Source organism: Burkholderia arboris (assembly GCF_902499125.1).
GTDB lineage: Bacteria > Pseudomonadota > Gammaproteobacteria > Burkholderiales > Burkholderiaceae > Burkholderia > Burkholderia arboris.
Genome location: NZ_CABVPX010000015.1, coordinates 20424 through 31967 on the forward strand (window position 1 = coordinate 20424; position 11544 = coordinate 31967).

The 11544-nt window shown below is 67.6% G+C and carries 13 protein-coding genes; 7 read left to right on the forward strand and 6 right to left on the reverse strand.

What is annotated here, in order from left to right; genetic code table 11:
• Positions 1–7: 7 nt before the first annotated feature.
• The 3 genes from BLA15945_RS19115 to pyk form a co-directional block, all read right to left on the reverse strand.
• On the reverse strand, positions 8–898 hold the full coding sequence (locus BLA15945_RS19115; RefSeq protein ID WP_039360621.1) for a phosphoribosylaminoimidazolesuccinocarboxamide synthase: 891 nt from the start codon (positions 896–898) through the stop codon (positions 8–10).
• A gap of 222 nt (positions 899–1120) precedes the next feature.
• Positions 1121–2185 (reverse strand): class II fructose-bisphosphate aldolase, encoded by a 1065-nt coding sequence (gene fba / locus BLA15945_RS19120; protein ID WP_059233308.1) that lies wholly within the window; start codon positions 2183–2185, stop codon positions 1121–1123.
• A 315-nt stretch (positions 2186–2500) separates the two neighbouring features.
• Positions 2501–3937 carry a pyruvate kinase gene (gene pyk, locus BLA15945_RS19125; protein WP_174993146.1) on the reverse strand — a complete coding sequence of 479 codons (1437 nt, stop codon included), beginning with the start codon at positions 3935–3937 and terminating at the stop codon, positions 2501–2503.
• Here pyk and BLA15945_RS37865 point away from each other — a divergent pair.
• The gene (locus tag BLA15945_RS37865; protein ID WP_021164118.1) at positions 3936–4064 is read left to right on the forward strand and encodes a hypothetical protein; all 129 of its coding nucleotides are present in this window, start codon (positions 3936–3938) and stop codon (positions 4062–4064) included. The genes pyk and BLA15945_RS37865 overlap by 2 nt on opposite strands.
• A gap of 157 nt (positions 4065–4221) precedes the next feature.
• Here BLA15945_RS37865 and BLA15945_RS19130 read toward each other — a convergent pair whose 3' ends face one another.
• The 3 genes from BLA15945_RS19130 to BLA15945_RS19140 all read right to left on the reverse strand — a co-directional run bounded on the left by BLA15945_RS19130 (position 4222) and on the right by BLA15945_RS19140 (position 6773).
• On the reverse strand, positions 4222–5418 hold the full coding sequence (locus BLA15945_RS19130) for a phosphoglycerate kinase (RefSeq protein ID WP_174993147.1): 1197 nt from the start codon (positions 5416–5418) through the stop codon (positions 4222–4224).
• Positions 5419–5697: 279 nt separating this feature from the next.
• The gene (locus tag BLA15945_RS19135) at positions 5698–6021 is read right to left on the reverse strand and encodes an AzlD domain-containing protein (protein ID WP_059233306.1); all 324 of its coding nucleotides are present in this window, start codon (positions 6019–6021) and stop codon (positions 5698–5700) included.
• On the reverse strand, positions 6018–6773 hold the full coding sequence (locus BLA15945_RS19140) for an AzlC family ABC transporter permease (protein ID WP_059233305.1): 756 nt from the start codon (positions 6771–6773) through the stop codon (positions 6018–6020). Before BLA15945_RS19140 ends, BLA15945_RS19135 begins: the two co-directional genes overlap by 4 nt.
• A 194-nt stretch (positions 6774–6967) precedes the next feature.
• Here BLA15945_RS19140 and BLA15945_RS19145 point away from each other — a divergent pair, with 194 nt between their 5' ends.
• The 6 genes from BLA15945_RS19145 to BLA15945_RS19170 all read left to right on the forward strand — a co-directional run bounded on the left by BLA15945_RS19145 (position 6968) and on the right by BLA15945_RS19170 (position 11527).
• Entirely contained in the window at positions 6968–7891 is a 924-nt protein-coding gene (locus BLA15945_RS19145) for a branched-chain amino acid transaminase (protein ID WP_059233304.1), read from the forward strand.
• Positions 7892–7940: 49 nt separating this feature from the next.
• Positions 7941–8135 (forward strand): zinc-finger domain-containing protein, encoded by a 195-nt coding sequence (locus tag BLA15945_RS19150; protein ID WP_006749970.1) that lies wholly within the window; start codon positions 7941–7943, stop codon positions 8133–8135.
• 140 nt (positions 8136–8275) lie between these two features.
• Positions 8276–9313 (forward strand): lipopolysaccharide heptosyltransferase II, encoded by a 1038-nt coding sequence (gene waaF / locus BLA15945_RS19155; RefSeq protein WP_059233303.1) that lies wholly within the window; start codon positions 8276–8278, stop codon positions 9311–9313.
• Positions 9314–9428: 115 nt separating this feature from the next.
• Positions 9429–9875 carry a nuclear transport factor 2 family protein gene (locus tag BLA15945_RS19160; protein WP_034178922.1) on the forward strand — a complete coding sequence of 149 codons (447 nt, stop codon included), beginning with the start codon at positions 9429–9431 and terminating at the stop codon, positions 9873–9875.
• A gap of 34 nt (positions 9876–9909) precedes the next feature.
• Positions 9910–10947: a hydrolase gene (locus tag BLA15945_RS19165; protein ID WP_059233302.1), complete on the forward strand. Its 1038-nt coding sequence runs from the start codon at positions 9910–9912 to the stop codon at positions 10945–10947.
• Positions 10940–11527 carry a DUF2946 family protein gene (locus tag BLA15945_RS19170; RefSeq protein WP_174993148.1) on the forward strand — a complete coding sequence of 196 codons (588 nt, stop codon included), beginning with the start codon at positions 10940–10942 and terminating at the stop codon, positions 11525–11527. Before BLA15945_RS19165 ends, BLA15945_RS19170 begins: the two co-directional genes overlap by 8 nt.
• The last annotated feature ends 17 nt before the right edge of the window (positions 11528–11544 follow it).

Sequence of the window (11544 nt, forward strand, 5' to 3'; positions counted from 1 at the left end):
TCCTCGATCAGGCGAGCGACTGGCCCGTGATGCGCTCGAGCGCTTCCTGGTACTTCGCGGCCGTCTTCTCGACGACGTCGGCCGGCAGCGCCGGCGCCGGCGCCGTCTTGCCCCACGGCTGCGCCTCGAGCCAATCGCGCACGAACTGCTTGTCGAACGACGGCGGGTTCGTGCCGACTTCGTACTGGTCGGCCGGCCAGAAGCGCGACGAATCGGCCGTCAGCACTTCGTCCATCAGGTACAGCTTGCCGTGGTTGTCGAGGCCGAATTCGAACTTCGTGTCGGCGATGATGATGCCGCGCGTCGCCGCATAATCGGCCGCTTCCTTGTACAGCTTGATCGAGATGTCGCGGATCGTCGCGGCCAGCTCGGTGCCGATGCGGCGCTCGGTTTCCTCGAACGTGATGTTCTCGTCGTGCTCGCCCATCTCGGCCTTCGCGGCCGGCGTGAAAATCGGCTCGGGCAGCTTCTGCGCATTCTGCAGGCCTTCCGGCAGCTGCACGCCGCATACGGCGCCCGACGCCTGGTACTCCTTCCAGCCGCTGCCCGCCAGGTAGCCGCGCACGACCGCTTCGATCATGATCGGCTCGAGGCGCTTGACGACCACGCCGCGGCCCTTCACCTGCTCGACCTCGTCGGCCGCGACGACTGCTTCCGGCGCGTCGCCCGTCAGGTGGTTCGGCACGATGTGCGCGAGCTTGTCGAACCAGAAGTTCGCCATCTGGTTCAGCACGCGGCCCTTGTTCGGAATCGGCTCGCCCATCACCACGTCGAATGCCGACAGACGGTCGGTCGTGACGATCAGGAGCTTGTCGTTGCCGACCGCGTAGTTATCGCGGACCTTGCCGCGACCGAGGAGCGGCAGCGAGCGGAGCGTGGATTCGTAAAGGGTAGACATCGTCTTTTCGCAGATAAGGAGCCAAACAAAAAGGGAAACGCCGTTCCCCGCGGCAGGCGGGAACGGCGGTCTTGCAATACGTCGGCGAACCGGCGGGCGACAACGCCCGGCGGTTGCCGGCCGGCCCTCGTTCGGCCGGACGGAACGGCTGCCGGGGCCGGATCAGATCCGGCAACCGGGCGGCCAGCCCCGGCCTTGCGGCGGGGCAATCGTACTACAGTCTCAGCGCACGACCTGCGCAAGCGCGCCCGACTTGTACTGCTCGGCGATCTTGTCGAGCGACACCGGCTTGATCTTGCCGGCCTGGCCTTCGCAGCCGAACGCGAGGTAGCGGTCGACGCAAACCTGCTTCGCCGCTTCGCGCGCGGGCTTCAGGTAGTCGCGCGGATCGAACTTGCCCGGGTTCTCGAACAGGTAGCGGCGGATCGCACCGGTGATCGCGAGACGCAGGTCGGTGTCGATGTTGATCTTGCGCACGCCGTGCTTGATGCCTTCCTGGATTTCCTCGACCGGCACGCCGTAGGTTTCCTTCATGTCGCCGCCGAATTCGCGGATCTCGGCCAGCAGCTCCTGCGGCACCGACGACGAGCCGTGCATCACCAGGTGCGTGTTCGGGATGCGCGCGTGGATTTCCTTGATGCGCTGGATCGACAGGATGTCGCCCGTCGGCTTCTTCGAGAACTTGTACGCGCCGTGCGACGTGCCGATCGCGATCGCGAGCGCGTCGCACTGCGTGAGCTTCACGAAGTCGGCGGCCTGCTCCGGATCGGTCAGCAGCTGCTCGCGGGTCATCGTGCCTTCCGCGCCGTGGCCGTCTTCCTTGTCGCCCTTCATCGTCTCGAGCGAGCCGAGCACGCCGAGTTCGGCTTCGACCGTCACGCCGATCGAGTGCGCCATCTCGACGACCTTGCGCGACACGTCGACGTTGTACTCGTACGACGCGACCGTCTTGCCGTCGGCTTCGAGCGAACCGTCCATCATCACGCTCGTGAAGCCGCTGCGGATCGCGCCCATGCAGACTGCCGGCGACTGGCCGTGATCCTGGTGCATCACGACCGGGATGTGCGGGTACGACTCGACTGCTGCTTCGATCAGGTGGCGCAGGAACGGCTCGCCCGCGTACTTACGCGCGCCGGCCGATGCCTGCATGATCACGGGCGCGCCGACCTGGTCCGCCGCCGCCATGATCGCCTGGACCTGCTCCAGGTTGTTCACGTTGAAGGCCGGCAGGCCATAACCTTGCTCTGCCGCGTGGTCCAGCAATTGACGCATTGATACGAGAGGCATTGTGGAACTCCTTGGAATGAAAACCGGTGCGCCCTGACGCCGGCGCGGCATCCGCCCCCGTTTGGACCGGGGTGGCGCGGCGCGGCTGAGCGTCGAATAGCCGCATTTTATCGCGAAGCGCCTCCGATTCCGACCGCCTGGTGGCGCCGACTCGCAATTTGTTACGTTCGCACGGCACAATGCGGGCAAAAAGAAGAAAAAAAGCCGCGCGGGGCTTCGGACCCCACGCGGCTTTTGCGTGAAAAACGGTGCCGGATCCATTTTCAGCCGATCCGGACGGCCGGCCCGCAGGCCGGCCCGATGCTCAGTCGGCGCTCAATAGTGCTCGCCGACCCGCACGATCTTCAGCGTGTTGGTGCCGCCCGCCTGCCCCATCGGCTCGCCGACCGTCAGCACGACCATGTCGCCGTGCTGCACATAGCCCTGCTTGACGACGATCTCGAGCGCGGCCTGCAGCGCCGAATCGCGGTCGCTGTTGAAGTCGACGTGCAGCGGCGTCACGTTGCGGTACAGCGCCATCGTGCGCTCGCTGCCGACGCGCGGCGTCAGTGCGAAGATCGGCACGTGCGTGTAGTGACGCGACATCCACAGCGCGGTCGCGCCCGATTCGGTCAGCGCGATGATGGCCTTCGCGCCGAGGTGGTACGCGGTGAACAGCGCGCCCATCGCGATCGACTGGTCGATCCGCGTGAACGTGCGGTCGAGGAAATCCTTGTCGAGCTCGACGTGTTCCGACTTTTCCGCTTCGACGCAGACGGCCGCCATCGTCTCGATCGTGACGACCGGGTACTTGCCGGCGGCCGTCTCGGCCGACAGCATCACCGCGTCGGTGCCGTCGAGCACCGCGTTCGCGACGTCCGACACTTCCGCGCGGGTCGGCACGGGAGCATGGATCATCGATTCCATCATCTGCGTCGCGGTGATCACGAGCTTGTTCGACTCGCGCGCCATCCGGATCATCCGCTTCTGCAGCGCCGGCACGGCCGCGTTGCCCACTTCCACCGCGAGGTCGCCGCGCGCGACCATGATGCCGTCGGACGCGTCGAGGATGCTCTGCAGCGCCGGGATCGCTTCCGCGCGCTCGATCTTCGCGATCATCTTCGGCTTGATGCCGTAAGGCGCGCCCGCGATGTTCGCGAGCTGACGCGCCATTTCCATGTCGGTCGCGTTCTTCGGGAACGACACCGCGACGAGGTCCGCGCCGAGCGACATCGCGGTGCGGATGTCTTCCATGTCCTTCGCGGTCAGCGCCGGCGCCGACAGGCCGCCGCCCTGGCGGTTGATCCCCTTGTTGTTCGACAGCTCGCCGCCCACCTTGACGGTCGTGTGGATCTCGTCGCCGAGCACGCGCTCGACGGTCAGCACGATCAGGCCGTCGTTCAGCAACAGCAGGTCGCCCGGGCGCAGGTCGCGCGGCAGTTCCTTGTAGTCGAGGCCGACACGCTCGTCGTTGCCGAGTTCGCAGGCGGCGTCGAGGATGAACGGCTGCCCCGGCACGAGCGTGGTCTTGCCGTTCTCGAACTTGCCGACGCGGATCTTCGGGCCCTGGAGGTCGGCCATGATCGCGATCTCGCGGCCAACCTTGCGGGCGGCCTCGCGCACCATCTCGGCGCGCTGGCGGTGATCGTCGGCCGTGCCGTGCGAAAAATTGAGCCGCACGACGTCGAGGCCCGCCTGCATCATCTGCAGCAGAATCTCCGGCGAACTGGAAGCCGGGCCGATCGTGGCGACTATCTTGGTGGCGCGCTGCATGAAACTCCTCATCTGGATCAAGGTGGATGCGCTGGGTGAAACGCTGCGAGAGCCGGAAGCGGCAGGCCCAGCGGCGGCCGTTCCGGGGGGCGTGCCGGTGCTTGCGCCCGGCATCGCTTTGTTCTGAATCTCGTGGTGCTGTGCGGCCGCGTCGCCGGCAGCCGCCGGTGCGCGCGGGGCGGTGTTCGCCCGCGCGGGCGCGCGTTTGCGCTTGCCCGCGCCGGCCGGCTGCTCCGCTTTCGCGGAGCGCACGGCCTTCGTCACCCCTGCGCGCGCCGCCACGCTCAGGCCGCCCGCGTTTCGAGCACTTCCACCGCCGGCAGCTTCTTCCCCTCGAGGAACTCGAGGAAGGCGCCGCCGCCCGTCGAGATGTAGCTGACCTGATCGTGGATGCCGTACTTCGCGATGGCCGCGAGCGTGTCGCCGCCGCCTGCGATCGAGAACGCGGACGATTTGGCGATCGCTTCGGCGAGCGTCTTGGTGCCGTTGCCGAACTGGTCGAACTCGAACACGCCGACCGGGCCGTTCCACACGATCGTGCCGGCCTTCTCGAGCTGGCTCGCGAGCGCCTTGGCGGTATCCGGGCCGATGTCGAGGATCATGTCGTCCGCTTCGATGTCGGCGACCTGCTTCACCGTGGCCACGGCCGTCGGCGAGAATTCCTTCGCGGTGACGACGTCGGTCGGGATCGGCACCGACGCGCCGCGCTCGCGCGCTTCGTCGATGATCGCCTTCGCCTCGTTGACGAGGTCGGCTTCCGCGAGCGACTTGCCGATCCGCAGGCCGGCCGCGAGCATGAACGTGTTGGCGATGCCGCCGCCGACGATCAGCTGGTCGACCTTGCCGGCCAGCGACTTCAGGATGGTCAGCTTGGTCGACACCTTCGAACCGGCGACGATCGCCACCAGCGGGCGTGCCGGGTTGCCGAGCGCCTTGCCGAGCGCATCGAGTTCGGCGGCCAGCAGCGGGCCCGCGCACGCGACCGGCGCGTACTTCGCGATCCCGTGGGTGGTCGCTTCCGCGCGGTGTGCGGTGCCGAATGCGTCGTTCACGTACACGTCGCAGAGCTTCGCCATCTTCTGGGCGAGCTCGTCCGAATTCTTCTTCTCGCCCTTGTTGACGCGGCAGTTCTCGAGCAGCACGACCTGGCCCGGCGCGACGTTCACGCCGTTCTCGACCCAGTTCGACACCAGCGGCACGTCACGGCCGAGCAGCTCGGCGAGGCGCTTCGCGACCGGCGCGAGCGAGTCTTCCGGCTTGAATTCGCCTTCGGTCGGACGGCCGAGGTGCGACGTGACCATCACGGCCGCGCCGGCGTCGAGCGCGGCCTGGATGGCCGGCACGGACGCGCGCACGCGCGTGTCTTCGGTGATGTTGCCCTGGTCGTCCTGCGGGACGTTCAGGTCGGCGCGGATGAACACCCGCTTGCCGGCGAGCTGGCCGGCGGCGATCAGGTCGGTAAGACGCTTGACTTGGCTCATGTTGGACAAATTGAAGTAGTGGATGGGGAAAGGGGATTCACGCTGGATGTGCGCGGGCTGCCGCGAAAGGGCGCCGGATGCGGCCGTGGCTGGCGGTTCGCATGACGCGCACGGGTAAAAAATCTCGAACGGGCATTCTAGCCGATCCACCCGGCAGACTGACCCGCGGGCGGCGAATTCCGCCTATTTGGGATCGCGCGCGGCAACGGACACATTGCCGCAACGCAGCAATGCAGGTGCGCGGACGGCCGGCGCCCGGCGGGCCGGAGCGGCAGCCCATCAGAAGACCAGGCGCAGCGCGGTGAACACGAGCATCCCGACGACGATCGTGCCGAGCATGCTGCGCCGCCACAAGAACCAGCCGAGGCCGGCGAGCGCCGCGTAGAACGGATGGTTGGTCAGCGCGAACGACAGCCCGGCCGGCGTTTCGAGCACGTCGGGCAGCACGACGGCGACCAGCGCGGCGGCCGGCGCGTAGCGCAGCGCGCGCTGCGCACGTTCGGGCAGCACGGTGCGCTCGCCGCCGATCAGGAACAGCGCGCGCGTGACGGCCGTGACGACCGTCATCCCGATGATGACGATCCAGATCTCCGTCGCGCTCATTCGATTTCCTTTTCGTGCACGGTTTCGGTGCGGATGCGCCGCCAGTCGGCCCGTTCGACGAAGAAGTCGGCCGTGCAGCCGGCCGCGAGCGCGGCGAGCACCGCGAGCGGCAGCGCGAGCCGGTACGGCAGGTCGAAAGCAACGAGCGACACGATGCCCGCGACCGCGACGGCCGCGAGCGTCGAGCGGTTCGCGACCGCCGACACCATGATCGGGATCAGCGCGAGCGTGCCGGCCAGTTCCAGCCCCCAGCTTGCCGGGAAGAAGCTCGCGAGCAGGATGCCGGCGAGCGACGACACCTGCCACGACACCCAGCTCGCGAGCGCCATCCCCCAGAAATACGCTTCCTTGCCCGGCACGTGGCCGTAGGCAAAGCCCTGTTTCTGAAACAGCAGGTAGATCACGTCGCCGTTGAAATAGCCGATCGCGAGGCGCCGCCACAGCGGCAGGTAGGAAAAATGGGGGGCAAGCCCGGCGCTGAAGATCACGAAGCGCATGTTGACCATCGCGGCCGTGAGCAGCACGGTCCAGATCGGCAGCTTCGCCGCGAGGAGCGGCAGCACCGCGAGCTGCGACGAGCCCGCGTAGACGAAGATCGACATCGCGCTCGCCTGCCCGAGCGTCATGACCGACTTGCTCATCGCGATGCCGGTGACGAGGCCCCAGGACAGGATCGCCATCAATGTCGGGGAATAGTCGCGCGCGCCCTGGATCAGCGCAAAGCGGTCGGTGGCGGACAATCGAGCGAGCATGGGAGAGCGGGCCGCAGCGGGCGGTTCGTCGGGGCGCCGGCGCCTCCTGCCGGTACGTCCCATCGTTATTGGAATCGGTACCGGACGATTATAGCGCCGGCCCCGCGCCGACCGACCGGATCGCCGCCAAATGACGCTAAAATAAGCGTCTTTCCGGCTCAACGCTGCATACAACCGCATCCCAGGAGAAATCTATGTCAATGGCCGACCGCGACGGCAAGATCTGGATGGACGGCAAGCTGATCGACTGGCGCGACGCCAAGATCCACGTCCTGACCCATACGCTGCACTACGGCATGGGCGTCTTCGAGGGCGTGCGCGCGTACAAGGCGGCCGACGGCAGCACCTCGATCTTCCGCCTGCCCGAGCACACCAAACGTCTGCTGAATTCGGCGAAGATCTTCCAGATGGACGTGCCGTTCGACCGCGAGACGCTCGAAGCCGCGCAACTCGAAGTCGTGCGCGAGAACAAGCTCGAGTCGGGCTACCTGCGCCCGATCATCTGGGTCGGCTCGGAAAAGCTCGGCGTGGCCGCGAAGGGCAACACGATCCACGTCGCGATCGCCGCATGGCCGTGGGGCGCGTACCTCGGCGAAGACGGCCTCGCGAAGGGCATCCGCGTGAAGACGTCGTCGTTCACGCGCCACCACGTGAACGTGTCGATGGTGCGCGCGAAGGCGTCGGGCTGGTACGTGAACTCGATCCTGGCGAACCAGGAAGCGACCGCCGACGGCTACGACGAAGCGCTGCTGCTCGACGTCGACGGCTACGTGTCGGAAGGCTCGGGCGAGAACTTCTTCCTCGTGAACAACGGCAAGCTGTACACGCCCGACCTGTCGTCGTGCCTCGACGGCATCACGCGCGACACGATCATCACGCTCGCGAAGGACGCCGGCATCGAAGTGATCGAGAAGCGCATCACGCGCGACGAGGTCTACACGGCCGACGAGGCGTTCTTCACCGGCACCGCCGCCGAAGTCACGCCGATCCGCGAACTCGACAACCGCACGATCGGCAGCGGTGCGCGCGGCCCCGTCACGGAAAAGCTCCAGTCGGCGTTTTTCGATATCGTGTCGGGCAAGAACGCGAAGTACGCGCACTGGCTGACGAAGGTCTGAGCGCGCCGCGCCCCGACCGCCCCACAAAAGAGTGATAAGAGAAAGTCTCATGAGTGAAATCAAGGAAATGCCGCTGGTCGAGCTGACGGCCAAGGATCTTCCCGCCTACTGCCCGAACCCGGCCATGGCACGCTGGAGCGCGCACCCGCGCGTCTTCATCGACGTGTCGCACGGCGAAGCGCGCTGCCCGTACTGCGGCACGCGCTACAAGCTGCGCGACGGCGAGGTCGTCAAGGGCCACTGAGCCCGGGCGGCCGGGCCCGCGGGCCCGCCGACTCGCAAGGCGGCGCAGCCGGAAATCCGGCGCGCCGCCCTTCCCCATTCTGGCAACCCGAACGCGGCGCCCATGCGCCGCGCTTCATTACGACATCGGAAGTCGACCTGATGCGTCGAGCGCTGGTTATCGCACCGAATTGGATCGGTGACGCATTGATGGCGCAGCCGCTTTTTGCGCTGCTGAAAAAGCTCCATCCCCGCATCGCAATCGATGCCGTCGCGCCCTCGTGGGTCGCGCCCGTGCTCGAGCGGATGCCTGAGATCCACGATGTCTACGCGACCGATCTCGCGCATGGCAAGCTGCAGCTGCTGCGCCGCTGGCAGCTCGCGAGCGACCTGCGCGACGTCGGCTACGACGCGGCGTACGTGCTGCCGAATTCGCTGAAGTCCGCGGTGATCCCGTGGCTCGCGAACATCCCGCTGCGGATCGGCTACACGGGCGAGCACCGCTACGGGCTGCTGAACGTGCGGCACGCGAATCCGACCAAGTCGGGCGAGCGGCCGCCGATGACGACCCACTACGCGGCACTTGCCTACGCGCCGGGCGCGAAGCTGCCCGAGTCGATGAAGACGCTGCCCGCGCCGCGCCTCGACGCCGACCTGAACGAGACGGCGCGCGTGTCCGCACGTTTCAATCTCGATACGCGCAAGCCGCTCGTCGTGTTCTGCCCGGGCGCCGAATACGGCCCGGCCAAGCGCTGGCCGCCCGAGCACTTCGCGGCGCTCGCGACGATCGTTCATCAGTCGTTCCCGTATACGCAGATCGTCGCGCTCGGCTCGCAGAAGGACGCGGCAGCCGCGCAGGCGATCGCCGACCATGCGCCGAACGTGCGCAACCTGTGCGGACAGACGTCGCTGTCCGAGGCGTGTGCGCTGATCGCGCGCGCGAACGCGGTCGTCACCAACGATTCGGGGCTGATGCACGTCGCCGCCGCGCTGCGCCGGCCGCTCGTCGCGCTGTACGGATCGACCGATCCGCGCCACACCCCTCCGCTGTCGGACCTGGCGAAGGTACAATGGCTGCATCTCGAATGCAGTCCCTGCTTCGAACGCGAGTGCCCGCTCGGCCACCTGAAGTGCCTGCGCGAACTCGGTCCCGAGCAGGTATTCGGCGATTTGCGCGGCATGCTCGTCGGGCAGCGCTGACCCTGACCGGCAGCGTCGCACGGCGCGCCGGGCAATCCGATTCACCGGTGTGCGGCGGCTCCTTGCGGGCCGCCGTGCTGAATACGGCGCGCGACGCGCGCGAGAGACAACCCCGATGCCACGTTTTGCCCGCCTTTTCGAAGCCGCTGCCGATACGCTGAACGCCTACTACCAGGCCGTCGCGGATGCCAATCTCGACGCGCTGCTGGCGTTGTGGATCGACGAGGATTTCGCCAGCTGCGTATGGGCGGACGGCGAGCATCTGCACGGCCTCGACCAGATTCGCAGCGGGCTCGCGAACCGGCTCGCCACGCGCCCCGTGACGATCGAGCCGCTCGACATCCGCGTGTACGACAGCCTCGGCACGGTCGTCTATACGATCGCCGAAGCGCATCAGCAGGCCGACCTGACGGCCGAACCCGACATGGTTTTCGCGACGTACGTGATGATTCACGAACGCGGCGAATGGCGCATCGCGCACATCCACGCGAGCCCGATTCCCGAACAGGCGGCCGGGCAGTTCGCCGCCAAAATCCGTCATGGTCAGGGCCCGCTGCACTGACGAAAAGACGAAGCAACGCATACGCGGGGCGATCATGAGTACGGCTTCTCCGCCCACCTCGCCGCTGACCGGGGCCCCGGCCCCAGACGACGACACACTGCGCTATCGCGCACCGCGCTGGCTACCGAACAGCCATGCGCAAACCATCGTGCCCGCGCTGTTCGCGCGGCGTCCGGTAGTCGCCTACCGGCGAGAGCGATGGGAAACCCCCGACCACGACTTCATCGATCTCGACTGGGTCGCGCATCTCGACAGTGCGGCGCCGGCGCCCGATGCGCCGCTGTTCGTGCTGTTCCACGGCCTCGAAGGCAGTTCCGGCTCGCACTACGCGCTCGAGATGATGGCCGCCGCGCGCGCGAAGGGCTGGCACGCCGTCGTACCGCACTTTCGCAGTTGCAGCGGCGAAATCAACCGCCAGCCGCGCTTCTACCATCTCGCCGACAGCGCCGAAGTCGACTGGATCCTGCGCCGGCTCGCCGCGCAGCATCGCGGGCCGCTCGTCGCGGCCGGCGTGTCGCTTGGCGGCAACGTGCTGCTGCGCTGGCTCGGCGAGCATCGCAGCGACACGTCGATCGTGCACGCCGCCGCCGCGATCTCGACGCCGATCGACGTCCATGCGGGCGGCCGCGCGCTGTCGCAGGGGTTCGCGATGGTCTACACGCGCAGCTTCCTGAAGACGCTCAAGCGCAAGGCGCTCGCGAAGCTCGACCAGTACCCGGGGCTGTTCGACCGCGAAGCGATGCTGCAGGCCGTGACGATGCGCGACTTCGACGAAGTCGTGACCGCGCCGCTGCATGGCTTCGCGGACGCCGACGACTACTGGACGAAGGCGACGACACGGCCGCTGCTGCCCGCAATCGACGTGCCGACGCTGATCCTCAACGCCCGCAACGACCCGTTCCTGCCCGAATCGGCGCTGCCCGGCCCGGCCGACGTGTCGCCGGCCGTCGAGCTTGACCAGCCGGCAGCCGGCGGGCACGCGGGATTCATGACCGGGCCGTTCCCCGGCCGCCTCGACTGGTTGTCGGCGCGGGTGTTCGGCTATTGCTCGAAATTCGTCGACCATGGATGACATCGTCAGGCAGGCGCTCGCCAAATGGCCGAACGTGCCGCATTGCACCGGCTGGCTGCTGCTCGACCGGCGCGGCGAATGGCGGCTGCGCGACGACGCGGCGCAGGCGGCCGGCGAACTCGGCTCGCCGATCCGGCATGCGGCGCTGAACGCGTTCATCGGCCGCAACTACGAATGCGACGCGCAAGGCCAGTGGTTCTTCCAGAACGGGCCGCAGCGCGTGTACGTCGAGCTCGCGTATACGCCGTGGGTCGTGCGGCTCGCCGAGCGCGACGGACTGCTCACGCTCACCGACCAGACGGGCGCGTCGTTCGAACCGGACGAAGCCTGGCTCGACGATGGGGGTGGCGTACTGTTTCGTGCGGCCGGCACGCCGCCGCGCGTCGCGGCGCTGCACGATCACGATCTCGGGTTGTTCGCCGATCACGCGGATTTCGAGGCCGAGCCGCCCGTGCTGCGCTGGCGCGACGGCCACGCGTTGCCGCTTGGCCATATCACGTGCGCCGACGTGCCCGCACGGTTCGGCTACATCGCCAGCCCGGCGCGCCACGCACGCGACGCGGCAGACAGCGGCAACTGACCCGCCGCGGCACCGTC

Excerpts from the sequence above, each read along its gene's own strand:
- BLA15945_RS19115 (WP_039360621.1), bottom strand. The coding sequence starts at position 898 with ATGTCTACCCTTTACGAATCCACGCTCCGCTCGCTGCCGCTCCTCGGT.
- fba (WP_059233308.1), bottom strand. The coding sequence starts at position 2,185 with ATGCCTCTCGTATCAATGCGTCAATTGCTGGACCACGCGGCAGAGCAA.
- BLA15945_RS37865 (WP_021164118.1), top strand. The coding sequence starts at position 3,936 with ATGAAACTCCTCATCTGGATCAAGGTGGATGCGCTGGGTGAAACGCTG.
- pyk (WP_174993146.1), bottom strand. The coding sequence starts at position 3,937 with ATGCAGCGCGCCACCAAGATAGTCGCCACGATCGGCCCGGCTTCCAGT.
- BLA15945_RS19130 (WP_174993147.1), bottom strand. The coding sequence starts at position 5,418 with ATGAGCCAAGTCAAGCGTCTTACCGACCTGATCGCCGCCGGCCAGCTC.
- BLA15945_RS19135 (WP_059233306.1), bottom strand. The coding sequence starts at position 6,021 with ATGAGCGCGACGGAGATCTGGATCGTCATCATCGGGATGACGGTCGTC.
- BLA15945_RS19140 (WP_059233305.1), bottom strand. The coding sequence starts at position 6,773 with ATGCTCGCTCGATTGTCCGCCACCGACCGCTTTGCGCTGATCCAGGGC.
- BLA15945_RS19145 (WP_059233304.1), top strand. The coding sequence starts at position 6,968 with ATGTCAATGGCCGACCGCGACGGCAAGATCTGGATGGACGGCAAGCTG.
- BLA15945_RS19150 (WP_006749970.1), top strand. The coding sequence starts at position 7,941 with ATGAGTGAAATCAAGGAAATGCCGCTGGTCGAGCTGACGGCCAAGGAT.
- waaF (WP_059233303.1), top strand. The coding sequence starts at position 8,276 with ATGCGTCGAGCGCTGGTTATCGCACCGAATTGGATCGGTGACGCATTG.
- BLA15945_RS19160 (WP_034178922.1), top strand. The coding sequence starts at position 9,429 with ATGCCACGTTTTGCCCGCCTTTTCGAAGCCGCTGCCGATACGCTGAAC.
- BLA15945_RS19165 (WP_059233302.1), top strand. The coding sequence starts at position 9,910 with ATGAGTACGGCTTCTCCGCCCACCTCGCCGCTGACCGGGGCCCCGGCC.
- BLA15945_RS19170 (WP_174993148.1), top strand. The coding sequence starts at position 10,940 with ATGGATGACATCGTCAGGCAGGCGCTCGCCAAATGGCCGAACGTGCCG.